General features: G+C 47.1%; 23 protein-coding genes and 1 other RNA gene. 4 read left to right on the top strand and 20 right to left on the bottom strand.

The annotated features are described in order from the left end of the window. Positions 1-38 precede the first annotated feature (38 nt). Positions 39-500: a DciA family protein gene (locus MY523_RS00420; protein ID WP_250656840.1), complete on the top strand. Its 462-nt coding sequence runs from the start codon at positions 39-41 to the stop codon at positions 498-500. A 32-nt stretch (positions 501-532) separates the two neighbouring features. Here MY523_RS00420 and lpxC read toward each other — a convergent pair whose 3' ends face one another. The 18 genes from lpxC to rsmI form a co-directional block, all read right to left on the bottom strand. Continuing rightward, complete coding sequence (gene lpxC, locus MY523_RS00415; RefSeq protein ID WP_250656839.1) at positions 533-1,441, bottom strand: UDP-3-O-acyl-N-acetylglucosamine deacetylase; 909 nt, start codon at positions 1,439-1,441, stop codon at positions 533-535. A gap of 118 nt (positions 1,442-1,559) precedes the next feature. Next, positions 1,560-2,723: a cell division protein FtsZ gene (gene ftsZ, locus MY523_RS00410; RefSeq protein ID WP_250656838.1), complete on the bottom strand. Its 1,164-nt coding sequence runs from the start codon at positions 2,721-2,723 to the stop codon at positions 1,560-1,562. Positions 2,724-2,809: 86 nt separating this feature from the next. Continuing rightward, entirely contained in the window at positions 2,810-4,045 is a 1,236-nt protein-coding gene (gene ftsA / locus MY523_RS00405; RefSeq protein WP_250656837.1) for a cell division protein FtsA, read from the bottom strand. A gap of 93 nt (positions 4,046-4,138) precedes the next feature. Further along, positions 4,139-4,981: a cell division protein FtsQ/DivIB gene (locus MY523_RS00400; protein ID WP_250656836.1), complete on the bottom strand. Its 843-nt coding sequence runs from the start codon at positions 4,979-4,981 to the stop codon at positions 4,139-4,141. A 16-nt stretch (positions 4,982-4,997) separates the two neighbouring features. Then, on the bottom strand, positions 4,998-5,966 hold the full coding sequence (locus MY523_RS00395) for a D-alanine--D-alanine ligase (RefSeq protein WP_250656835.1): 969 nt from the start codon (positions 5,964-5,966) through the stop codon (positions 4,998-5,000). A 1-nt stretch (position 5,967) separates the two neighbouring features. After that, positions 5,968-7,410, bottom strand: a complete 1,443-nt coding sequence (gene murC, locus MY523_RS00390) for a UDP-N-acetylmuramate--L-alanine ligase (protein ID WP_250656834.1) — start codon at positions 7,408-7,410, stop codon at positions 5,968-5,970. Then, positions 7,403-8,485, bottom strand: coding sequence for an undecaprenyldiphospho-muramoylpentapeptide beta-N-acetylglucosaminyltransferase (gene murG, locus MY523_RS00385; RefSeq protein WP_250656833.1), 1,083 nt, complete (start codon positions 8,483-8,485; stop codon positions 7,403-7,405). Before murG ends, murC begins: the two co-directional genes overlap by 8 nt. After that, complete coding sequence (gene ftsW, locus MY523_RS00380; protein WP_250656832.1) at positions 8,478-9,662, bottom strand: putative lipid II flippase FtsW; 1,185 nt, start codon at positions 9,660-9,662, stop codon at positions 8,478-8,480. The genes murG and ftsW overlap by 8 nt, the downstream gene beginning before the upstream one ends. Then, positions 9,659-11,002 carry a UDP-N-acetylmuramoyl-L-alanine--D-glutamate ligase gene (gene murD, locus MY523_RS00375; protein WP_250656831.1) on the bottom strand — a complete coding sequence of 448 codons (1,344 nt, stop codon included), beginning with the start codon at positions 11,000-11,002 and terminating at the stop codon, positions 9,659-9,661. The genes ftsW and murD overlap by 4 nt, the downstream gene beginning before the upstream one ends. Positions 11,003-11,021: 19 nt before the next feature. Further along, positions 11,022-12,104 carry a phospho-N-acetylmuramoyl-pentapeptide-transferase gene (gene mraY, locus MY523_RS00370; RefSeq protein WP_250656830.1) on the bottom strand — a complete coding sequence of 361 codons (1,083 nt, stop codon included), beginning with the start codon at positions 12,102-12,104 and terminating at the stop codon, positions 11,022-11,024. Then, positions 12,104-13,471 (bottom strand): UDP-N-acetylmuramoyl-tripeptide--D-alanyl-D-alanine ligase, encoded by a 1,368-nt coding sequence (locus MY523_RS00365; RefSeq protein ID WP_250656829.1) that lies wholly within the window; start codon positions 13,469-13,471, stop codon positions 12,104-12,106. Before MY523_RS00365 ends, mraY begins: the two co-directional genes overlap by 1 nt. Next, positions 13,464-14,963, bottom strand: a complete 1,500-nt coding sequence (locus MY523_RS00360; protein ID WP_250656828.1) for a UDP-N-acetylmuramoyl-L-alanyl-D-glutamate--2,6-diaminopimelate ligase — start codon at positions 14,961-14,963, stop codon at positions 13,464-13,466. Before MY523_RS00360 ends, MY523_RS00365 begins: the two co-directional genes overlap by 8 nt. Before the next feature lie 2 nt (positions 14,964-14,965). Beyond that, the gene (locus MY523_RS00355; RefSeq protein WP_250656827.1) at positions 14,966-16,741 is read right to left on the bottom strand and encodes a peptidoglycan D,D-transpeptidase FtsI family protein; all 1,776 of its coding nucleotides are present in this window, start codon (positions 16,739-16,741) and stop codon (positions 14,966-14,968) included. 49 nt (positions 16,742-16,790) lie between these two features. After that, entirely contained in the window at positions 16,791-17,102 is a 312-nt protein-coding gene (ftsL, locus tag MY523_RS00350) for a cell division protein FtsL (protein ID WP_250656826.1), read from the bottom strand. Between the two features lie 5 nt (positions 17,103-17,107). Continuing rightward, positions 17,108-18,058 carry a 16S rRNA (cytosine(1402)-N(4))-methyltransferase RsmH gene (gene rsmH, locus MY523_RS00345; RefSeq protein ID WP_250656825.1) on the bottom strand — a complete coding sequence of 317 codons (951 nt, stop codon included), beginning with the start codon at positions 18,056-18,058 and terminating at the stop codon, positions 17,108-17,110. A 38-nt stretch (positions 18,059-18,096) separates the two neighbouring features. Further along, a complete protein-coding gene (gene mraZ, locus MY523_RS00340; protein WP_250656824.1) occupies positions 18,097-18,537 on the bottom strand; it encodes a division/cell wall cluster transcriptional repressor MraZ in 441 nt (146 codons plus the stop codon). A gap of 322 nt (positions 18,538-18,859) precedes the next feature. Continuing rightward, positions 18,860-19,211: RNase P RNA component class A (rnpB, locus tag MY523_RS00335), an RNA gene on the bottom strand. 88 nt (positions 19,212-19,299) lie between these two features. Beyond that, positions 19,300-20,148: a 16S rRNA (cytidine(1402)-2'-O)-methyltransferase gene (gene rsmI / locus MY523_RS00330; RefSeq protein WP_250656823.1), complete on the bottom strand. Its 849-nt coding sequence runs from the start codon at positions 20,146-20,148 to the stop codon at positions 19,300-19,302. Between the two features lie 186 nt (positions 20,149-20,334). Here rsmI and MY523_RS00325 point away from each other — a divergent pair, with 186 nt between their 5' ends. Genes MY523_RS00325 through MY523_RS00315 form a run of 3 tightly spaced genes read left to right on the top strand, consistent with a single transcriptional unit; the run spans position 20,335 to position 23,191 of the window. Continuing rightward, positions 20,335-22,155 (top strand): penicillin-binding protein activator, encoded by a 1,821-nt coding sequence (locus tag MY523_RS00325; RefSeq protein ID WP_250656822.1) that lies wholly within the window; start codon positions 20,335-20,337, stop codon positions 22,153-22,155. 32 nt (positions 22,156-22,187) lie between these two features. Beyond that, positions 22,188-22,553, top strand: coding sequence for a YraN family protein (locus MY523_RS00320; protein WP_250656821.1), 366 nt, complete (start codon positions 22,188-22,190; stop codon positions 22,551-22,553). A 47-nt stretch (positions 22,554-22,600) separates the two neighbouring features. Then, positions 22,601-23,191 carry an SIS domain-containing protein gene (locus MY523_RS00315; RefSeq protein ID WP_250656820.1) on the top strand — a complete coding sequence of 197 codons (591 nt, stop codon included), beginning with the start codon at positions 22,601-22,603 and terminating at the stop codon, positions 23,189-23,191. 65 nt (positions 23,192-23,256) lie between these two features. Here MY523_RS00315 and MY523_RS00310 read toward each other — a convergent pair whose 3' ends face one another. Both MY523_RS00310 and sspA read right to left on the bottom strand, forming a co-directional pair. Beyond that, on the bottom strand, positions 23,257-23,643 hold the full coding sequence (locus MY523_RS00310; protein ID WP_250656819.1) for a ClpXP protease specificity-enhancing factor: 387 nt from the start codon (positions 23,641-23,643) through the stop codon (positions 23,257-23,259). 140 nt (positions 23,644-23,783) lie between these two features. Continuing rightward, the gene (gene sspA / locus MY523_RS00305; protein ID WP_250656818.1) at positions 23,784-24,413 is read right to left on the bottom strand and encodes a stringent starvation protein SspA; all 630 of its coding nucleotides are present in this window, start codon (positions 24,411-24,413) and stop codon (positions 23,784-23,786) included. Between the last annotated feature and the right edge of the window lie 107 nt (positions 24,414-24,520).

Raw genomic sequence — 24,520 nt, 5'->3', positions numbered from 1 at the left:
CACGCTTCTTTTAATTTTTTTCAAACTTTTGCATCAATATGAAGAACGAAAAGCTCACTGAAAAGCGATCATTAGCCCAGATAACCCGTAAAACCCACGACCTGAACAGGCTTTTCAGAAAGGCTGATGCTATATCCAAGCTCAACAAAGAATTGGATCAAGCCCTCCCCGAAAGCTTAAAAGGGCAGTTCAAAATCTCGGGCTACAAAGATCGAGTATTAAAGCTGGTTGTTCACTCTGCCGCACTGGCAACTCGACTAAAATTCACTCAAGCACAATTGATACAAAAGCTTCGCGCCAACCCAGTATTAAAGGAGCTGCAGTCAATTACAATAAAAGTCAGGCCTTCTCGCCATAAAAAGAAGCTCGTCAGGAAATTGCAACCCATTAGTAACGAAAATGCCCAGCTACTCAAAGAAGAAGCTGGGCAAACGGAGGATATAGATCTTAAAAATGTGCTGCTGAAACTAGCGACCCGCACTCGACATCACAATGAGTGAATGCCGCCGCGCTCAACACTTAAGCTATACAATTAGGTCAATAAGGGTCTCATATACGAGATCGGTGCAGTAGAAGCATCATCAAACGTTTCAACTTCCCACGCGTCTGTTTGCGAAATGAGTTCCCGCAATAACTTGTTATTGAGGTCATGCCCTGACTTATGGCCTTTAAACTCTCCAATTAAGCTATTTCCTAGCAGGTACAGATCGCCAATCGCATCCAAGACCTTATGCTTAACAAACTCATCTTCATATCGAAGACCGTCTTCGTTAAGAACCTTGAATTCGTCAACAACAATCGCATTATCAACACTGCCTCCCAAGGCAAGGTTCATAGCGCGTAGCTGCTCAATGTCCCTCATAAAACCAAACGTTCTAGCTCGACTAACCTCTTTGACAAATGATGTGCTCGAAAAGTCCACGGACGTCTCCTGACTTCTTCCCTTGAAGGCCGGATGATCAAACTCAATAGTAAAGCTGACTTTGAAGCCATTAAAAGGCACAAACGTGGCAGTCTTATCGCCATCTGTCACAGTGACTTCTTTCTTGATGCGAATAAACTTTTTCGCAGACTGTTGCTCTTCTATTCCTGCAGACTGAATCAGAAATACAAAAGGTCCAGCACTCCCATCCATAATAGGAACTTCTTCCGCACTCACCTCCACATAGGCATTATCAATGCCCAGGCCTGCCATGGCAGAAAGCAAATGCTCGACTGTCGCCACCTTAACGCCATCTTTCACCAATGTAGTAGACAGCGTTGTCTCACCTACATTTTCGGCGCGGGCAGAGATCTCGACAACAGGATCAAGATCTGTCCGACAAAACACAATACCCGTGTCAATAGGCGCTGGCTTTAAGGTCAAATAGACCTTTTTACCGCTGTGAAGACCAACACCCGTTGCCCGGATTGTGTTTTTTAAAGTCCTTTGTCTAATCATAAGGATGTAAACCGCTCAAAGATATTCAGTATCATTGCGCAAATTAATTCGCACAAATTTTTGCCAAATGATACCAGAAACCAGTCACTGAAACCAATTCAATGGACATTACCGATTGTTAATCGGCCTGCCTTCTCAAAAACGCAGGAATATCCAAATACTCAACTCCAGTTTCTGCTCCTACGGCAGCTTTTGTATCAACCGCAGCGCTTCCGTTGGTCATTGGGCGCTTTCTCATAACCGCAGGACGCTCCAACTGGTTATAGTCAGTCGTGCCATCAACCGGTTTAGCTGTATTGTCTACAACCTTAACTGGCTTATCCATTGCCTGTCCCAGCCCAGTAGCAACAACAGTTACTTTCAACTCATCACTCATATCAGGGTCAATAACCGTACCGACAACCACTGTCGCGGCATCAGAAGCAAACTCTTCAACGATGCTACCTACTTCTGAGAACTCTCCCAGATTTAGATCAACACCTGCGGTGATATTCACCAGAATTCCTCGCGCACCTTGCAGGTTTACATCTTCAAGTAGAGGGCTTCGTATAGCCGCCTCTGCGGCTTCTCTTGCACGGTTCTCACCGGTCGCGGAGCCTGTTCCCATCATCGCCATTCCCATTTCGGACATGACGGTTTTCACATCGGCGAAATCGACGTTGATCATACCAGGGCGGATAATCAGGTCTGCGATACCTTGAACAGCCCCTAACAAAACATCATTAGCCGCGCTAAAAGCGTCCAATAAGCTGGTATTTTTACCTAACACTGCAAGCAGTTTTTCATTAGGAATAGTGATTAGGGAGTCTACATGCTCTGCGAGTTCACTTAAGCCGGCATCTGCAATTTTCATTCGTTTGCCGCCCTCGAACGGAAACGGCTTAGTGACAACGGCAACGGTTAGTATTCCCAGATCGCGCGCCACCTCAGCAACAATTGGTGCTCCACCTGTACCTGTTCCACCCCCCATGCCAGCGGTAATAAAGACCATGTCAGCACCTTTAAGCGTCTCAGCTATGCGCTCTCGGTCTTCAATGGCTGCCTGGCGTCCAATTTCAGGGTTAGCACCAGCTCCCAACCCTTTAGTAATATTGTTACCCAACTGGATGATTGATTTTGCATCCAGCTCTTTAAGAGCCTGCGCATCCGTATTGGCACAAATAAAATCAACACCGTCAACGTCACTTGCCAACATATGGCGAACAGCATTACCGCCTCCGCCACCTACGCCTACAACCCTTATCACAGCGTTCTGTGGTACATTATCTACGAGCTCAAACATCGCCCTTCTCCTTCCTATATTTCTTCAGTCTGTTAGTTTTAAAGCTTTCTGTTCTTTTTATTGCTCGTTTAAACGAGCTCTTATTTTTAAAAGTTTCCGGTAAACCAGCTTTTCAAGCGCTCCATAACATTTGCTCCTCCTTCTGGTTTTGCCGGGGGAACGATCCCCAGTCCCTGCTGTTTTAGTCCATACATCAGCAGCCCTACGCCTGTTGAAAACATAGGGTTATTCACCACATCAGCTAAACCAGTAACGCCTTGCGGCGATGCCAGTCTAACCGGCATGTGGAAAATTTCTTCAGCCAGCTCTACCGCGCCTTCCATTTTTGAAGTCCCTCCGGTGAGCACAATTCCAGCTGCAATTAAGTCTTCAAAGCCACTTCTGCGAAGCTCTGATTGAATAAGCGTAAACAGCTCCTCGTAGCGAGGTTCAACGACCTCGGCTAGCGCCTGGCGGGACAGGTCTCTAGGTGGTCTGTCGCCGACACTCGGAACCTTTATTGTTTCGTCTGCTCCTGCCAGTTGCGTCAACGCGCATGCATATTTGATTTTTATCTCATCTGCATTTTGCGTAGGCGTACGCAATGCCATTGCTATATCGTTTGTCACCTGATCCCCAGCAATCGGAATTACCGCGGTATGTCGAATGGAGCCACCGGTAAAGATCGCCATATCAGTGGTGCCTCCACCAATATCAACTACGCATACCCCCAACTCTTTTTCATCGTCAGTAAGCACCGCATAACTCGAGGCCAGCTGCTCCAAAATGATATCGTCAACATCAAGTCCACAACGCTTTACACATTTCTCTATATTTTGCGCGGCATTCACGGCACAGGTAACCAAGTGTACTTTTGCCTCCAGACGAACTCCTGACATACCTAAAGGTTCTTTAATTCCTTCCTGGCTATCAATGACATATTCCTGCGGCAAAATGTGAAGCACTTTCTGATCTGCCGGGATTGCAACAGCCTGAGCTGCATCAATAACTCTTTCGATATCAGCCTGCACAACTTCTCGCTCACGCACAGCCACAATACCGTGAGAATTAAGACTGCGAATATGGCTGCCAGCAATACCTGCATAAACGGAATGGATCTCACACCCAGCCATCAGCTCCGCTTCTTCTATTGCCCGCTGAATAGCCTGTACAGTCGTTTCGATATTAACCACGACCCCTCTCTTCAAGCCCTTGGAAGGGTGAGAGCCAATCCCAATCACTTCAACGCCGCCCTCGGGGGTCTCCTGGCCAACGATCGCCACAACCTTTGATGTTCCTATATCCAGTCCTACAATCATTTTGTTACTCACTAACTCTGGCATCTCAGATTCTTATCGCTAGTAACCCTCAAAACCGGTCACTAACATTTGATTTTCTACTATATGGTTTCCCCCAGACCATGTCTGAAGGTTGGCTTAAGTCGAGCCTGAACTCTCACCTTCGCCTTCTTTAACACTCTTCCACCGAACCGCGATTCCATTGGTATACCGCGCATCGATAGATTGAATTTCATCGGCCTTGCTACTTAACCCTTGCTTATACGCCCTTAAAAAGCGGTTAAGCTTTTCATCAAGCGGTGCCCTGCCTAGCTTTATCTCAATCCCATTTTGCAACGTCAGACGCCATGCGCCTCTTGACTCCAGACTGAGGGCTGCAATGTTTTCATCCACTGTGGCCAACAGCTCTCTATACCCGACATACTGCGTCAACACTTCTTTGGCATGATCCATAGGGCCAAAAAATTCGGGAACCCCAGCTACGTTAACCGCTTGTAGAGGACTAAACATTTCTCCGTACTCGTTTAGGTAAGCCTCTTTATTCCACTTTGCGACAGGGTATTGCTCCTTCACTGTAATCATAAGAGCCCCCGGCCAACGTCGTGTCAGAGAAGCGCTATATATCCAGGGCATTGCCTCAACTTCTGCTTTTAAACCATTCAAATCGATAGCAAAAAAGCCTTCACCCAGGTGCTTATTCAAAACCTTTTGAAGCGCTTCCGGGTTTTGGTAGTTCAATTGCCCTCTTACTTCTATCCTCACTACTTCGTGATCAAGCTTGTTTGCAAGCGTCTCCCAATAAACCACCAACAGCGCCGCTATAGTGCAAAACAGGACGACAATCGTCATCGGCACAAAGTTAATCGTTTTAACGCGTTTCAGTTTGGCTACATCAAACTTAATAAAACGCTTCTGCTGCTGTTTTTTTAACGTGGCTCCTGTGCTTTTCGCAGACCTGGATTCTCTACTACGCTGATCCACAGCAATCACCTGGCACCTAACTCGTCTCAAGCGTATTCTGGAGAATACGCACGACCAGCTCTTCAAACGAAATACCCTCGTGCTTTGCCGCCATGGGCACTAAGCTATGGTCAGTCATGCCAGGGGTTGTGTTGACCTCTAACAACCAGAACTTACCATCTAAGTCCTGCATAACATCGACACGAGCCCATCCCTTGCAGCCTACCGACTCACATGCTTTTTCGGATATTTGCGCTATTTCCCGCTCTTTACCCTCATCCAGACCGCTTGGCAGATAGTAGTGAGTATCATCTGCAAGATACTTGGCGTCATAGTCATAAAAAACATGATTTGTACTCAAACCAATAACAGGTAATGACTTGTCAGCTAATACCGCTACCGTAAACTCGGGCCCCTCAATCCATTTTTCAATTAACACCTGTGCATCAAATTCGATGGCCTCTTTATAAGCCTCAATAAGCTCTTCCAGCGTTGTGGCTTTTTTGATTCCAATACTCGAGCCTTCTCTGGCAGGTTTAACACTTAGAGGTAGCCCCAACTTGCTGACAATCGCCTCAAATTCACCTTTTTCAATATTTGCACGATCAAGCGCAACAAAAGGCGGCGTTGGCAATCCAACACCTTGCCATAAGTATTTGGTGCGCAGTTTGTCCATGGCCAATGCAGAGGCCATTACACCGCTACCGGTATATGGAATTTCAAGACACTCCAGCAACCCTTGAATCGTTCCGTCTTCCCCTCCGCGACCATGCAATGCAATGAAAGCACGGTCAAAATCTACAGACTTCAAGCAATCAAGCGGACTGCCTTTAATATCGATTGCCTGAGCATCAACGCCCGCTTTAAGCAGCCCACTAAGAACCGCTTCACCACTTTTCAGCGAGACTTCCCGCTCTGCTGAATTCCCCCCCAACAACACGGCCACCTTTCCCAGCTGCTGGGCAAGCTCAGGTGATACTTTGTAGTTGCTGTTTACTGCACTCATCTCACACTACCTTTAGGTTTATCTCTGCCAAGCGAGTTGATAGTCGTCCTATATCACCTGCACCTTGAGTGATAAGCAGATCACCATCCTCTAACAAGTTTCCTAATACCGACTCGATATCACTTCCGTCATCAATAAATATCGGGTCTACATGCCCTCTTTGACGAATACTGCGACAAAGGCTGCGACTATCAGCTCCCGGTATCGGCCTTTCACCTGCCGGATAAACATCCATCAGCAGAAGCACATCAACTTCAGACAATACCCGTACAAAGTCTTCATATAAGTCACAGGTGCGGCTATACCTATGTGGCTGATAAACCATGACCAAACGCTTATCTGGCCAACCAGCTCTTATCGCCTTTATGGTCGCCTCAACTTCTTTTGGGTGATGACCGTAATCATCAACCAGCATCACCTCTCCACGGCCTGTTTCGTATTCACCATAAACTTGAAAGCGTCGGCCTACACCCTGGAAGTTTGCCAGCCCTTTTTGTATGGCTTCGACATCAATACCTTCGTCCGTCGCAATGGCTATGGTCGCTAACGCATTAAGTACATTGTGGTGCCCCGGCATACTCAAGGTGATATGAATATCTGATAAGTCACCCGGTCGCTTGGCAATAAACTTTGTATGGATTCCTTCCTGCGTAATTGACTCGGCACGATAGTCAGCATGATCACTCACCCCATAGGTGATAACAGCACGGGAAACATGAGGAATTACGTCTTCAACAACCGGGTCGTCAACACACATAACCGCAGCCCCATAAAATGGGAGGTTATGCAGAAAGTCGATGAACGTTTGCTTTAACTTTGCAAAGTCCCCGCCGTAAGTGTGCATATGGTCAGCATCAATATTTGTCACTACGGCAATCATTGGCGTCAGGTGCAAAAATGAAGCATCACTCTCATCCGCTTCTGCAACAATGTATCGTGACCCACCCAACTTCGCATTTGTGCCTGCACTGTTGAGTCGACCACCAATTACGAACGTCGGATCAAGCCCAGCTTCTGCCAAAACAGAAGCGAGTAAGCTGGTGGTGGTAGTTTTACCATGGGTTCCGGCTACAGCGATGCCATGCCGATAGCGCATTATCTCTGCCAGCATTTCAGCCCTCGGCACAACAGGAATCCTGCTGCTGCGAGCCTGCATAACCTCTGGGTTTTCTTCATTGACCGCACTAGATACAACAACAACGTTTGCACCTTGTACATTTTCTGATTGGTGGCCAATAAAAACCGAAACTCCGAGCGAGCGTAAACGGTTAGTTACAGCACTTTCGTTCAGGTCAGAACCTGATATGTCATACCCTTGGTTAAGCAGCACTTCAGCAATACCGCACATACCGGCACCACCGATTCCTACAAAGTGAATCCTGCGAATTCTTCTCATTTCAGGTACATCGCATATCATTACCTGGTTCATTTTCTTATCAGCCATTACACGCCTCCATACAATACGAAACCACTTTTTCGGTGGCGTCTGGCCTAGCCAAATTTCTCGCCGCTTGAGCCATACTGGTCATTATTTCTGTTTTCTCTATCATCGCTTTTAACTTTTTGTGAAGTGCTAGTGCTGTTAACTCATTCTGAGGCATGAGCTCTGCCGCACCCGCATCGACCATAAACCCCGCGTTTTTTGTTTGGTGGTCGTCTACCGCATAGGGGTAAGGGATAAGGATCGCACCTACACCCGCCATGCATAGTTCCGAAATGGTCAGCGCGCCCGCCCGACAAATCACGATATCTGCCCACTCATATGCAGATTTCATATCTGAAATAAAAGGCACAACGTTAGCTTCAACACCCGCACGCTTATAGTTCGCTATAGTGGCTTCCAAGTTGTTCTTACCTGCCTGATGGGTGACATCAATACCCATATCGACACAACTAAGCTTTATCGCCTCGGGAACCACCTGATTTATCGCAACAGCACCCAAGCTGCCACCAACAACCAAAACCCGTGGGCGTCGCCCATCAACATTACAAGCTTGCTTTGCAGGTAAGTTGCAAATCTCTTTTCTTACCGGATTTCCTGTTACTACGGTATTGACACCCTGAGGAAACGACCCTGGAAATGCTTCCATCACACGGCTTGCAAACCTCGACAGCAGCTTATTTGTCATTCCTGCTACTGCGTTTTGTTCATGTATCAGCAGAGGCTTGCCCATTAGCCTTGCCGCCAATCCGCCTGGGCCTGTTACAAAGCCCCCCATACCCAGCACCCCATCAGGCTTCACCGCTCGCACGACCGATAATGCCTGCAACAATGCATTCACAAGTCTGAATGGCGCTGTAAGCAAAGCCAGCTTGCCTTTACCTCTAAGGCCCGATATCGAAATGCAAGAAATTGGAATACCTGCGGCAGAAACCCATTCCACCTCCATTCCATTTTCAGAGCCCAACCAGTGCACGTTAACGCCTTGCTCCTGTAACATACGGGCCGTTGCCAGCGCAGGAAATACATGACCACCTGTTCCACCAGCCATAATCAGAAAGGTATTGCACTTACCCATCTTTCCCCCCATCGGAGCCACCGCTATCGGATAACTGACATCGCTCCAGGTTAATTCTGATCAAGACTCCTACACACATGCAACTTACAACCAGGCTGCTTCCACCGTAGCTTACCAGTGGTAACGTTAATCCTTTTGTTGGTAAAAGGCCGGTGTTTACCCCCATGTTGATTAAGGCCTGCCCGCCAATTAACAGCGCAATACCATAGGCAAAATAGGCGGCAAACCTTTGATTCGCTCGCTCAGCTTTCACACCTATTTTTAGGGCTCTGAATACCAGCACAGAAAACAGCGCAATCACAACAACGCAACCTAACAAACCAAACTCTTCAGCCAAAATGGCAAACACGAAGTCAGTGTGGGCCTCTGGCAGATAAAAAAGCTTCTGAATACTGTTTCCGAGTCCCACTCCTGTCCACTCTCCGCGCCCAAACGCAATCAGCGCCTGCGACAACTGATACCCACTACCAAATTGATCCGCCCAAGGGTCGGTATAGCCGGTAAACCGTTTTAACCGATAAGGTTGCGAAACCACCAACAATACCGCTGAAATAGCACACCCAACTATGAGTACCGAAAACTGGCCGATACGCGCGCCACTTAGAAATATCATTCCTAAAATAGCCGAGGCAATCACAACGGTAGCACCAAAGTCTGGCTCCATTAGCAATAGAAAAGCGGCCATCAGCATCACCAACATGGGCTTCAGAAAGCCCCACCAACTTGCCATCACCTCTTCTCTTCGCCTATCCAGGTAGCCTGCCATGTAGGCAATCAAAAACAGTTTGGCCAATTCTGAAACCTGTAAATTCAAACCACCAAAACCAATCCAGCGAGTACTTCCATTAACGGTTCGCCCAACTCCCGGCAATAACACCAACACCAACAGTGCCAGCGAAACAAATAACAACAGCCAGCCGCTTTTCATCCACCACTGCACTGGAACATTTACTACCGCAAACCCTGCGGCTAAACCCAACAACAAGAAACTACCGTGCCTCATTGCATAAAAAAACGGGTTATCGTTTCGGATGTCCGCGATATCAATCGAGGCTGATGAAATCATGACCAGCCCTATCATCAAGAGCGCCCCGGCAGAACCTAACAACCAAAAATCAACACCCTTGCCAACGGAAAGCAGTGGCCCGGTTGAGTTTGCCAGCGCCGTGTTCGTCATAGCCGGTTCACCGCATCTATAAATGCATCACCGCGTGCTTCAAAATTGCGGAACATATCAAAGCTGGCGCAAGCGGGAGACATCAACACTGAATCTCCAGCTTGTGCCAGCTTTCTAGCTTCCTTAACGGCTTCTTCCAGCGAGTTAACTTTCACTGACTGGACAGAGTCGGTTAAGCTCAATTCAATTTTTCCTGCATCACGCCCAAACAGAACCACGTTGCGGCCAAATTTTGTTAGTGGTTCTGCCAATGGCGAAAAGTCTGCTCCTTTACCTTCCCCGCCCGCAATTAATACCACCTTGCCGCGCCCGGACTTCCCAAAGCTCTCGATGGCAGTGACAGTGGCACCAACATTTGTGCCTTTCGAGTCGTTTATATAATCAACACCATCGAGACTTCGAACCCACTGGCAGCGATGCTCAAGCCCCTTATACTGCTTCAACGCCTCCAGCATTGCGCTCATATCAATGCCAGCAGCAGACCCTAAGCCCAATGCGGCAAGCGCGTTGCTAATATTGTGAGCACCTTTGATTGCTACTTCTGCAACATTGATCAGCTTCTCAAAGCCAAAACAAATATACGTTTCTTCGCCCTCTGTGACTGTACTGAACTTCCTTATATCTGCCTTTCCTAAACCAAAACGAATGGCCTCCATCCCGTCAACCATCAAAGGTTCGCTAAGCCTGTCATCTTCATTCACGATGACGTAACGGCACCCTCTAAAAACGTTCTGCTTAGCCTGCAGGTAAGCCAACTTATTTGGATATCGATCCATATGGTCTTCTGAAATATTCAGAATGGTTGCCGCCGAGGCCCCCAGCCGATGAGTGGTTTCTAGCTGAAAACTCGAGAGCTCTATAACATATAACTCAACACTATCATCGAGCAGATCTAACACAGGGGTTCCCAAGTTTCCCCCTACCGCAACATTTAGCCCCGCCTGCCGAGCCATTTCTGCAACTAGCGTCGTTACCGTGCTTTTTCCATTGGAACCGGTTATAGCTATTACAGGCGCACCGACCAGTTGACTAAACAAATCAACATCACCGGTCACTCGAACACCTCGGCTCTGAGCCTCTCTTATTGCAGGTTCGGCAATCGCGACACCAGGGCTTACAAACAGCTGTGTTGCTGAGCTCAACAGCTCAGCATCAAATGGCCCGAGGCATACAGGCACGTCTGGGTACTCAGCTTTAAAGGCATCGAGAGCAGGCGGGTTATCCCTGCTATCAACGACAATTACACGATGCCCTTTTGACAACAGATAACGAACGCAGGAAAGCCCGGTAATACCGAGCCCCACTACGATGCTAATGTTATCTGTTGCTATAAGTGACACAAAATACTCCTACTGCTGCCTATCGCACTTTGAGTGTGGCTAAACCGATCAAAACCAACACCACTGTAATTACCCAAAACCTCACGATAACTCTGGGTTCTGGCCATCCCTTTAGTTCAAAGTGATGGTGGAGAGGTGCCATTCTAAAAATTCTTCTACCGGTGAGTTTGTATGAACCGACCTGCAAAATTACCGATACCGTTTCCATTACAAATACGCCACCCATTATGAACAGAACAATTTCCTGCCGCACAATCACTGCGACTACGCCTAATGCCGCCCCTAAAGCAAGGGCACCAACGTCACCCATAAATACTTGAGCCGGATATGTGTTAAACCAGAGAAACCCCAAACCAGCCCCCACCAGCGCGCCGCAGAAAATGATAAGCTCTCCAGTACCTGGCAAATAGGGGATATGGAGATACTCCGCAAAGCGAACATTACCTGAGAGGTAACAAAAAATAGCCAACGCACCTGCAACCATCACAGTTGGCATAATAGCCAGCCCATCCAGACCATCCGTCAGGTTTACAGCGTTGCTACTTCCCACGATGACAAAGTAGCTTAACAAGATGAACACAGGCCCCATCTCTAACGCAAAATCCTTAAAGACAGGAATGATCAGCGTGGTTTCCTGCGGTAGCTCCGCTGTGCTGTAAAGTGCGAACGCAGCCCCCACTCCAAAAACAGACTGCCAAAAATATTTCCACTTCCCAGGCAAACCACGAGAGTTTTTCTCTACCACTTTTCGATAGTCATCCACCCACCCTATGGCACCAAACAATAAGGTAACCAGAAGCGTTATCCACACATACCGATTGCTCAGATCTGCCCAAAGCAACGTACTAACCGCAACAGCGACAAGGATTAGCGCTCCCCCCATAGTCGGCGTGCCCGCTTTGCTAAGATGTGATTGTGGCCCATCATCCCGAACAGACTGCCCTATTTGATACTGGCTCAGTTTTCTGATCATTACTGGCCCTACGATAAGCGCAATAGTCAGCGCTGTAAGAACCCCAAAAATCCCTCTTAGCGTCAGGTACTTAAAAACGCCAAACACACTGATATACTGTGATAGAAAATCAGCTAACCAAACCAACATTACGCAATCACCTTTTGTTTAAGCATTTTTTCTACGACAGTTTCCATCGCTGAACTTCTCGAACCTTTTACCAAGTACGTGGCGTCCGCCCGTAACTCTTTTATTAACGCCTCAGTAAGTAGTTGTTTCGTTTTAAAAAACTGCGCCTTGTCTCCGTAACTACGGGCGATATCCTCTGCAAACTGACCATAAGCGTATACTGCGTCGGCACGCCCCTCTCTGGCATACCGTCCAATTTCCGTATGCATTAAACTGGCGTCTGAGCCCAGTTCAGCCATATCTCCCAGCACAGCTACCCTGTAGCCTTTCGCATTAGCCAATACATCCAGCGCTGCTTTTGTTGAAGAAGGGTTTGCATTGTAGGTATCATTAATTACGGTATAACCCAGTTCAGACTCAGATATTTCCAGGCGTCCTTTGACCCCCTTTAATCCGCACAAGCGCTTCTGAATTTGCTCCCAACTAACGCCTAGCGCATTGGCAGCACACGCTGCCGCCAACGCATTCGAAATATTGTGTTCACCAGGAAGCGGCAACAGCACAGGCAAACGCCCCTCACTCCAACACATCTCAAAACTGCAACTATCTGGATGCAACCCAATAGATTCCGCCCAGACGTCTGCGCGACGATTGCCCGCTTCCAGACTGAACGCCTTCACTTTTCTAGGTTTTGCTAAATCAAGCCAGTACTCAAACGCGGCATCATCTGCATTTAAAACTGCCACGCTCTCGCTACCCAAAGCAGTGATTATCTCACCCTTGGCTTTTACTATGTTCTCGTAGCTACCAAACCCCTCCAAGTGGGCGGAAGCTGCGTTGGTCAGTATCGACACATCGGGCTTTGCAATTGAAGCCGTGTAGTTGATCTCGCCAACAGCACTTGCACCAAGTTCAATAACTGCAAACTGGTGCTGCCTGCTAATGCGCAGCAACGTCAACGGGGCACCAATATGGTTGTTAAAATTACCAGAAGTGGCTAATGTCGAGCCCTCTTCAGCTAACAAGTCTGCCAACATCTCTTTAACTGATGTTTTCCCGCAGCTGCCCGTTATAGCAACGAGCTTGCCGTTAAATTTTTGCCGGTTGTGCCTCGCCAATGCCCCCAAGGCAGTTAATGTATCTGACACTTTGACCTGCGGAAGGTCTGTTTCTTGGCATGAAGAGACCAACGCCCCTATCGCACCCTGTGCATCTGCTTGAGCCACATAGCGATTGCCATCAAAATTAGGCCCCTGTAGCGCAACAAATAAATCACCTGGCTCTATACTTCGAGTATCTGTACTTACAGAGCAAAACTCTGCGTCACTGCCGACTAACTGGCCAGAAGTGATTTCAGCGAGCGTAGAGAGCGAGCATATATCAATCATTTTGATGCCCTGTGTCCAAATAGCTCTCAACTACCGCCAAATCACTAAAATAAAGGCGCTGCCCTGCAATTTCCTGGTAGTCCTCATGTCCTTTGCCTGCCACTAACACCATATCGTTAGCGGAGGCTTCGGTTAGCGCAGTTTCAATTGCGTCTTGCCGGTCATGAATAACGCGAACGTTTTCTTTTTCAGTAAACCCGCTGAAAATATCTTTCACTACCTCTTCGGGTGATTCGCCCCTTGGGTTATCGTCAGTAACCACCACCTTGTCAGCATACTTTTCTGCTATCGCTGCCATCATGGGGCGCTTACCCTTGTCTCTCTCTCCACCGCAACCAAAAACACACCAGACATTGCCATTGCAGTGCAATTTCACCGCCTTTAGCGCATTTTTTAACGCATCAGGTGTGTGTGCATAATCAACGATAATGCCAGGTTGGCCCTCAACAGAGTACGACTGCATCCTTCCAGTCACCGGAGAGAGTCCAGCAACTGCCTGACAGATTTCGTCAATCCCATATCCCATAGCATAAGCAACGCCTATAACAGCCATTACATTACTTAGATTAAATGCCCCGAGTAATTGGCAACGGACTGATACCGTCCCCCAAGGACCGGACAGCTCTGCGTGTATGCCTTTTTTTGTATATTGAACCCGGTCTACCGATATATCCGCAGGCTCGCTAATCCCGTAACTGATAATTTTCGTATCACCTGAGATCGTGTTTACCAGGTCGCGACCATATTCATCATCAAAGTTAATGACAGCAAATGACAACCCGGGCTTCTGAAACAATGCCCGCTTTGCATTACCGTATGCCTCCATGGACTCATGATAGTCCAGGTGGTCTCGCGATAAGTTTGTAAATACAGCGCCGGCAAAACTCACCTCATCAACCCGACCTTGATCCAGGCCGTGTGAGGAAACCTCCATTGCAGCTGTACTTATACCTCGCCCCCTCAAGTTCGCCAGAATCTGATGAACCTTGATTACGTCTGGCGTCGTATGTGTTGCGACTTCCAAATCATCAAGTGGCCCATATCCAAGCGTCCCGATAACGCCAGTTGCTTCTCCAAGACCGCTCAGCACTCCTGCGAGGTATTGCGACACAGAGGTCTTACCATTCGTCCCAGTAATACCAACAACCTTCATCGCTTTAGAAGGTGACCCAAAAAAACGTGACGCTATCTTTCCTACATGCCCTTTCAAACCTGGAATAAATAGCTCTACGGAGTCTCCATCCTCGCAAATGTTGACTACGCCTTGATCGCTCTCAACCAGAACGGCAACCGCACCATTAGCGATAGCTTGGGGAACATAAGCTCTAGCGGCAGAGTTGAACCCTTTTAACGCAACGAACAAGTCACCTTTCTTTACTTTACGACTGTCTAGCGCAATACCATAAACACGACAATCTAAAACTGAAGGAAGAACACAGATACCTTTCAACAGTGCACTGAGAGTATGTTCTCTAGGTTCTATTGCCATCATGATCAACCCTTCTCTCTGCCGTTTCCAGTTGACTTTTGACCAGATTTTTCGGAATGAACAAGTTGTTGCCCTGCCAGAACAGGCAAGTTATCCGGCGTTACATTCAATAAACGCATGGCCCCAGACATCACTCTAGAAAATATAGGTGCGGCAACTTCACCGCCGTAGTATTCCTGACCCTGAGGGCCGTCAATAACAACGACCGCCGCCACTCTGGGCTTATCAACCGGAGCAACACCTGCAAACAAGGCCTTATACTGGCTATCTTCATATCCACCGCGACCAACACTGTGAACGGTGCCAGACTTGCCACCAACATCATACGTTGCCACGCGCGCCCTCGTACCTGTACCGCCCTTTTCTACAACCTTTTTCAGCATTTTGCGGAGATTCTTCGCAACCGCTGTATCCATTACCTTTTCTGTCGTGACATCACCTTCAATTTTTAACAAGCTGACCGGAGGCTTCGCGCCGTCATTGCCTAGCACCATATACATTTGCGCCAACTGCAACGCATTCACACTCATACCATAACCGTAAGACATTGTTGCTACTTCAATAGGCTTCCACTTGGCAGGGTTTCTCAACAGCCCAATACTCTCTCCAGGAAAACCTGTGCCAGTAGCCTGACCGAAGCCGAGCCGGTAAAACATGTCCCAAACAACCTCACCCGTCAGGTCTAATGCAATCTTGCTGGTTCCAACATTGCTCGATTTAGCAATAATGGTCGATAAGTCAATCACCCCATAGTCCCGATGATCTCTTATCGATTTCCTACCAACCCTGAAATAGCCGGGCGCCGTATTTATTTTGGTTGCGGGGTAGTATTTGCCCGTCTCTAATGCAGCAGCGATAGTTACCGGCTTGACTGTCGAGCCCGGCTCAAAAACATCTGTAATGGCGCGGTTGCGCAAAGCGGATGTCGACAGTTTTGCGCGATTGTTTGGGTTATATGACGGCTGATTAACCATCGCCAGCACTTCACCTGTGGCCACATCAAGAATCACCATTGACCCTGCTTTCGCACGGTGTGCTGTAACTGCCGCCTTAAGCTCCCGATAAGCCAAATACTGAACTCTCATATCGAGACTTAAGCTCAGCGACCTGCCAGGCTGTGCATCCCTAACAAGGTCAAGATCCTTAACGACCGACCCTCTACGGTCTTTCAAAACCCGCTTTTTACCAGGGTGCCCGGTTAGCCACTCATCATATGCCAACTCAACGCCTTCTTGCCCCATTTCATCAATATTGGTAAACCCAACCACATGAGAGGCAACCTCACCCGCGGGATAAAACCGCTTATACTCTCTGCGGCTATACACTCCTGGAATATCAAGTGCTATCACACGCGCGGCCTGGGCTGGAGAAATTTTGCGCTTTAGATAAATAAACTCGCGCGCCTTATTCCTGGCAACCCTTTTGTTCAACCAGCTTTCACTGACATTGAGCGCATTAGCTAGCTTACGCATATCCCCTGCATTGCTATCCATCATCTGAGGGTTAGCCCAAACAGTTTCAACAGGAGTGCTCACAGCCAAGGGCTCGCCAAACCTGTCAGTAATCATTCCCCGGTGAGCATCTATTTTCTCATGGCGAATGGTACGAGCATCTCCCTGCCCCTTCAAAAATTGCTGGTCAACCACCTGAAGCTCTACAGCTCGATACAAGAGCACAATCACGGCAAGCACAAAGACAGACACAACGAACCAGAATCGCCATATAGCGATACCCTGTTCATTATTAGTCTGTTCTTGGTTTGGATCAGCTCTGCTGCTCATTTCCCATGCCTCGAAGGGCTATACTAAATTCTTATTGTCACTCATCGCATCACTTCATCACGACGATATCTTTCGCTTCTGGAACTTTCATATCCAGCTTTGTTGTTGCCAAGTACTCAACTCGCCCATGCGCACTCCATGCACTTTGCTCCAATAACAACTGACTCCACTCCATCTCGTATGCATCTCGAGCCTCTTGTAGTAGGGCAAGCTCGGTAAATAACTGGCGATTGAGGTGCGACGCAAAAATTACACCGACTGCACTCGCTATCAGTACGAGGCACAGAAACACCGTTATTAGAGAACTCTTTCCCAACAGCGCACCCGAAACCTCCCTTAGAAAAAGCCACCAATTCCTCATTGATGTCAACCAATCTTCTCCATTACCCGCATCACGGCACTGCGAGATCGAATATTAACGTCAACTTCTTGCCTCGAAGGCTTAATTGCTTTTCCAACCAACGTAAAGTGCCTTTCTATCTGGTCATGCATAACGGGCACGCCTGGCGGTGGCTCCATGCCTTTTACTTTACGCCGCATAAAGCGCTTAACCATTCGGTCTTCAAGGGAGTGAAAACTAATAACAACCAAGCGCCCACCCGGCTTAAGTATCGACGAAGCCGTCTCAAGCACCGACTCCAAATCCCCAAGCTCATTGTTAATCTGAATACGAATACCCTGAAAAGCCCTGGTCGCCGGATTTTTTCCTTTCTCCCATGCGGGGTTTGCATCCGCCACAATTTTTGCCAGCTTTGCCGTCGTATCGATAACCCCTTTTGCTCTTGCTTCGACAATAGCCCTGGCAATTCGTTTGGCAAAGCGCTCTTCACCATACTCTTTCAGGGCAAAAGCGATATCTCGCTCTTCTGCAGCTGCCAACCACTGCTCCGCGCTCAACCCTTTTTCCGGGTTCATTCTCATATCGAGTGGGCCATCGTTTAGAAAGCTGAAGCCTCTCGACGCATCATCCAGCTGCGGTGAAGAAACCCCTAAATCCAACAATACACCGCTTACATCACTCCACCCTTGCTCACCCATGGCCCCCTTAAGTTCTTTAAAAGACCCATGATATATGGAGAAGCGGCTATCATCTTTCATCAAAGCCTTAGCAGAGCTGATCGCCTCCGGATCTTTATCTATGCCCAACAGCCGCCCATCTGGCAAAAGTGTTTCTAGTATTTTTCGGCTATGCCCACCACGGCCAAATGTGCCATCAACGTATACGCCCGTTTTATCGGTAACCAGAGAGCTAACCGCCTCCTCCAATAAAACGGTTTGATGAGCCTCGCCTGCTTCAACTTCTACGCTTGCTGCCACAATTAAATCCGTTGTCAAATAAATCGGTTGTTAGAACGTTATAAAGATAAGTTACTCATTTCTTCTGGCATTGGCTCATCATCAGACTCATCCAACATTTCATTCCAGCTCTGCTCGCTCCATAACTCAGCCTTCTCTCCCAGACCTACGAGCACGGCTTTTTTATCAAGGTTGGCAAACTCTCTTAGCGTCGGCGGCAAAAGCAATCGACCATTACCATCCATCTCAAGCTCACTCGCATTACCCAACACCAACCGCTGTAGTCGCCTAACTTTTTTATTGCTGTTAGGTAGCGCCTCAATCTTCGCTTTTACATCTTTCCATTGTGGTTCCGGGTAAATATTCAGGCATCGTTCATAAGGGTTTGCAGTCACAATAAGGCGCCCCTCACAGACAGCAGCAAGCAGTTCACGATACCGGCTAGGTACCGCAACACGCCCTTTTACATCCACATTTAAGGACTGGCTGCCTTGAAACACGCTTAACGCTCCCGAATTAAAACTGCTTTTGATGGAAAAATTCTAAAAACACCACAAAAATACACTTTTTTCCACTTTTCACCACTTTCACACACTATAGGAATTGAAGCAAAACAATGCAAGATAAAATAGGCATATAAAGAAGGAAGAATTAGCGAAAAAGCCCGCCAGTTAGCACTTTCAATAAAAACAATATGGGAAAATAAAGATATTTAGCTTTGGTAATCACAAAGATAAAGACAACTCTTAACAAGTCACTTTAAGTTTAAGAATATTTGGCTATAAAAATAAAAAGGGAGTTTTAAATAAAGAGAAGAAAATTGAAAAGAGTTCGCCGATAAGCCGGGTTCTGTCGTGGACAGTCATTCATCTGGGATATGTGTCACCACATACCTCAAGCAACCTACCCGGATCCAGTGCGGGTCACACCGAAGGATCCCTATTTGGTCTTGCTCCGAGTGGGGTTTACCATCGCCATGGACTGTTACCAGCCATGCGGTGCGCTCTTACCGCACCATTTCACCCTTACCGGCAACCGAAGCTGCTTAGGCGGTATACTCTCTGCTGCACTAGCCGTAGGCTCTCGCCCCCCAGGCGTTACCTGGCACTCTACCCTTTGGAGCCCGGACTTTCCTCCATCTATTTGCATAGACAGCGACTGCCTGGCGAACTCAAACGACAAGATACCCTGATCCCCTCGGTTCGGCAAGCGCTTTTCTAATGAAAAATGCCCATATACCCACTGCCACTTCGATCGCGACTCTAAACCGTACGACCTTGAATTTCCAGCGCCCGCTTATAGAGGTCTTTTTTGTTATCCCCCGTCATTTCAGAGACAATTTTGCTTGCCTTTTTAATGGGTAACTCAGCCATCAACAGCGTCAACATTTTATCCTTATCTAATGCAGATGCATCAGGGCTATCAACCGCGCCCTCTAACAACAGGACAAACTCCCCCTTTTGCTGATTTGCATCTGCCCCCATCCACTCTATTAACTCACCCAGCGCCCCTCCTTTAATCGTCTCAAAGGTTTTTGTCAGCTCGCGCGCGACAACCAAATGCCGCTCGAGGCCAAAAACCTTACCCATCACAGCCAGAGTATCAGCGACGCGGTGCGGCGACTCATAAAAAATAACCGTGCGAGACTCATACAAAAAGTCACCAAGACGCTTTAACTTAGCACCTTGCTTGGCAGGCAAAAACCCTTCAAAAACAAAGCGATCAGAGGGCAACCCCGAAACACTTAACGCAGTTACAACAGCAGACACCCCAGGAATAGGCACCACCTTAACACCTTGTTCCTGAGCCAGTTTAACGAGAAAATAGCCTGGATCAGAAATCAACGGAGTTCCTGCATCTGAAATCAAAGCGATGGCATGCCCATCTTTGACCTTATCAATAAGCATCTGGGATTTTTCCCTTTCATTATGCTCATGAAGCGCTAACAAACGAGCAGTTACGTCGAGGTGATTCATTAGCTTTTGACTGTGTCGTGTATCCTCTGCGGCAACAAAATCCACCTTCTTTAGCGTCTCAACTGCTCGCAAGGTAATATCATCCAGATTACCTATAGGGGTCGCTACAATGTACAAACCTGCTACTGCACTCACCGAATACCTTCCAATATTGCTAGCCACTTTCAGCCGCTCATTTATGAATAATAAGCGGATCTTAAACATCAATTTTTCTAAATCAATCAACCACACGTAAAGCGTTATTTGTTATTCTACAGTATTATTCCAATCACATCCGTCCAACCTCTGCGACTGTCGGAAATTAATGGTTATCATTTGATTATGCATAGACTTATAAAAACTGGACTTATCCCCTTAATTATTTTTGCTGTCGGGTGCTCAACCACGCCTACAGAAACACCACAACAGCAAGATACCATGGATACTCCAGAAGAAACCTTATCAGTAGAGAACCTGCGTAGAAATGCTGAGAATGCAATCGACCCCCTCGTCAAAGCAGGTTACCAACTACAACTGGCAGAACTATTTCGCCAAAATGCAGAGTATGATCAGGCTGAAGCAACACTAATATTAATCGACTACTCTCAGCAGCCCCCACACATTCAAGAGCAATATATGCTTATCGCGCTTTCAATTGCAGTAGCAGAGCAAGATACAGCGCAACTGAAACAACTCCTTGAGAACACACTCAGCCACTTTTTTCAACAAGCCCCCCCTGACACCCAGAGACAGGCTTGGGAAATAAAAGCCAAAGCCTATGATTTAACCAGTCAATATCTTTTAGCGGCCAAAGAACGAGTTAATGCATCTGCGCTTTATTCGGGAGACGAGTATTGGGACAATCATGAACGAATCTGGCAGTCACTGAGCAAGACTCAAACTTCTGAGCTAAGCCAGCAACAAGAAAACACAAACAACTACGAGCTCAAAGGCTGGCTGCAACTTGCGGCAAACATTAAGCAAAACCAAATCAGCCTCGAACAGCAGTTATCAGCGCTTTCCTCATGGCTAACACAATGGCCAGAACACCCAGCAGCCCTAAAACTGCCAGAGGAGCTTGAGCTTCTGTCAACACTTCCAGATAGGCGTCCAGACAAGATTGCACTTGCACTCCCCCTCACAGGCCCTTTAGCAAAAGCAGGCGAGGCAATCCGCGACGGTTTTCTTGCGACATTTTATGCAGACAAGTCTCACTCAACCAGCGATACTGAAATAACACTGTACGACACAAACAATCGCGCCTTTGCTTCAGTTTACCAGCAGATACTGAACAGTGAGCCGGACCTGATTATAGGCCCTTTAGATAAAGGCTCTTTAAAGGAACTTGAAAGCATGAGCTCACTCGCGGTTCCCGTGCTTGCCCTAAACTACCTGGACAAAAGCGCTATTGCTCCCCTTCAGCTATACCAGTTTGGTCTCTCAGCAGAAGATGAAGCCCACCAATTGGTAGATAAGCTTTGGTTAAGCGGTGCCCGGCAAGTCGTCACCATAATGCCTGAGAGCGATTGGGGTCAGCGTATTTACCACGCGTTTTCAGAGGAATGGCTACGGCGCAATGGTCAGATTGTGGACAGCGCTTTCTTCACCAAAAGAAAGTTATCCAATGTCGTTGAGAAACTACTCGCTGTAGACAAGAGTAAACAAAGAGCCAGGGCAGTCAGAAACACCATAGTAGAGTCCATTGAGTTCACCCCGAGAAGACGACAAGATATTGATGCTATTGTGATGGTATCCAAGCCAGAAACAGCAAGGCAGCTGAAGCCATTGTTCTCGTTTCACTACGCAAGCGATATCCCCATCTACGCAACATCTCACATATATTCTGGCACCCCTTCCCCGCAAAGAGATACTGACTTAAACGGGGTTAAGTTTGTTGAAACACCTTGGATATTAAACCAAACCAATGCCATCAAACACCAGATCCACACCCTGCTACCTCAGCGCTCGCAGCGTTATGACCGTTTATTCGCCCTAGGTTCAGACACCTATACGCTTGCGCCGCGCCTGATTCTGCTTGAACGCATTTCAGGGAGTCAGGTAAACGGGCAAACAGGACTGCTGACGATGAATGAGAAAAATCAAATTCATAGAACACTTGATTGGGCTCGCTTTGTAAGCGGAGAGCCTAGAGCAGAAAAATAGCATCCCATCACCGCCATCTCAAGGAAGAGATTATGAACAACACTACGCAGCAAGGCGCTTACTACGAAGAAATTGCAAGCCGCTACCTACAGAAAAATGGCCTTATTCTTCTTGAAAGAAACTTTCGGCACAGAACTGGTGAAATTGACTTGATTATGCAGCACAACGATACGCTTGTTTTCGTCGAAGTAAGGTTTAGGAAAAGGCACCATTTTGGCTCAGCAGAAGAAAGTATCACACACAGAAAACAACAAAACATTATCACTACGGCAAACTATTTTTTAATGAAAAATAAACTATGGGATACCCCCTGCCGCTTTGATACCATAACAATCAAGCCATCAAAAACACCCTTTAAAGCTCACGATATCAATTGGATTACATCAGCATTCAACTGAGTACCTAAACACCATAAAACACATCCACGCTATTTACCGAGACCCAAATGCATCCAGAAGACAACGCAAGAAAAATAATATGCGATAGCATAGACTCTCTTACCGATATACTAGAGACACTTCCTGTAAGCGTTACCGATGCCAGCCAACTAATGGTTAACTGCTTATTAAATGACGGTAAAGTGATTGTTTGCGCCAACGGCAGTAGCGCACCACTGGCAAGCTTTATAACTACCAGTTTAATGAATAGGCATGAACACGAAAGACCCGGCCTGCCAGCTATCAATCTCTCTTCAAATATCTCAACGATTACGGCCATAACCCGAGACTCAAACTATAACGACATTTTTTCAAAGCAAATTAGAGCGATAGGCCACACCAAAGACATCTTGATTGTGCTTACTGAAGACGGGAACTGTGCAAACGTTATTCAAGCAATTCAAGCAGCACACGACAAGGAAATGAAAATCGTTGCATTGACCGGAAAGGACGGAGGACACCTATCATCTCTGCTCCATCCGGAAGACATAGAAATCAGAGTCACATCTAATTCAGGAGCCAGAATACAGGAAGGCCACTTGCTAGCCATTAACACGACGTGCTCGCTTATTGACCAGCAAATTTTTGGTGTAGGATAAGGTGGTCGTTGCACGAGTAATAGGCGTTCAACTCAAACGCATCGTGCAACTAATCAAGCACGACGCTATTTCACAACTTTCAAGGAAGGCTTAGAGGCCTTTTCTTTTTTTGACTCAGTAGGCTTTTCAGGGTCTGGTGCCCCAGGCTCTGAACCAAAGACCATTCCCTGACCATTCTCTTTAGCATAGATAGCCATAATTGCGACAAAGGGGACATATACCTGCATTGGCACCCCACCAAATCGGGCACTAAACTCGACCGACTCATTGTCAATAGAAAGGCCTACAACAGCTGTAGGACAGATATTCAGTACAATCTGGCCATCCGTGACAAAATCCTGGGGAACCTCAACACCTTGCACCCCTGCATCAACAACAAGATAAGGGGTCATGTTGTTATCCAAAATCCACTCATTTAGGGCTCTTAGCAAATAAGGCCTGCTTGGCGTCATTTTATCTCTCCACAGAACAGCTTAATACCCGTCACTATCATTCGACGTCTCAATTGAAACAGCTTAGCTACATTGGATTTTATACAATACACAAAGAAAAAGGGATGCGAACATCCCTTTTTGGCAATTTTATGCAAATACTAGATTCGCATTTCCAGCTCTGCATCTGAAAGACTCGCTTTGAACGATTCCCGCTCAAACAGTCTATCCATATATTTATTGATCAACTTCTCCTGCTTTTCGGGAAGCTCAATACCTAGCAATGGCAACCTCCACAGTAGAGGCGCAACACAACAGTCAACAATGGTAAACTCCTCACTCATAAAGTAGGGTTTCTCATTGAAGATCGGCGCAGTCACAATAAGGCTTTCTCGAAACTCTTTACGCGCTTGCTCAACCGCTGCTTCATCTTTACCCAATAAAATGGTGTCCACAAAGTCACACCAGTCTTTTTGAATACGGTGCATCATCAGGCGACTCTGCGCACGAGCAACAGGGTAAACAGGCAACAAAGGAGGATGCGGAAATCGCTCATCCAAATACTCCATCATGATGTTGGCTTCATAAAGCACAAGCTCACGATCAACTAGCGTCGGTAACGCGTTATATGGATTAAGGTCTGCTAATTCTTCAGGCTTGTTATCAGGATCAACATCAATTACATCAACAGCAACACCTTTCTCTGCCAACACAATTCTAACCCGATGACTATAATGACTTTGGCCATCTGAAAAGAAGGTCATCGAAGACCGTTTGGTCACAACACCCATAGAGTTACCCCACAATAGCAACGTTTCTATATCATTATAAAAACAGAAGAAAAAATCCAGCGAATGGGGTTAACCACGCGCTGGACACAAGAAAGTAGACGAATTAT

Origin of the sequence: Alkalimarinus coralli, from assembly GCF_023650515.1 — a bacterium.
Lineage (GTDB): Bacteria > Pseudomonadota > Gammaproteobacteria > Pseudomonadales > Oleiphilaceae > Alkalimarinus > Alkalimarinus coralli.
The sequence above is the reverse complement of the archived record's forward strand: the minus strand, read 5'-3'. Positions and strand labels throughout refer to the sequence as shown.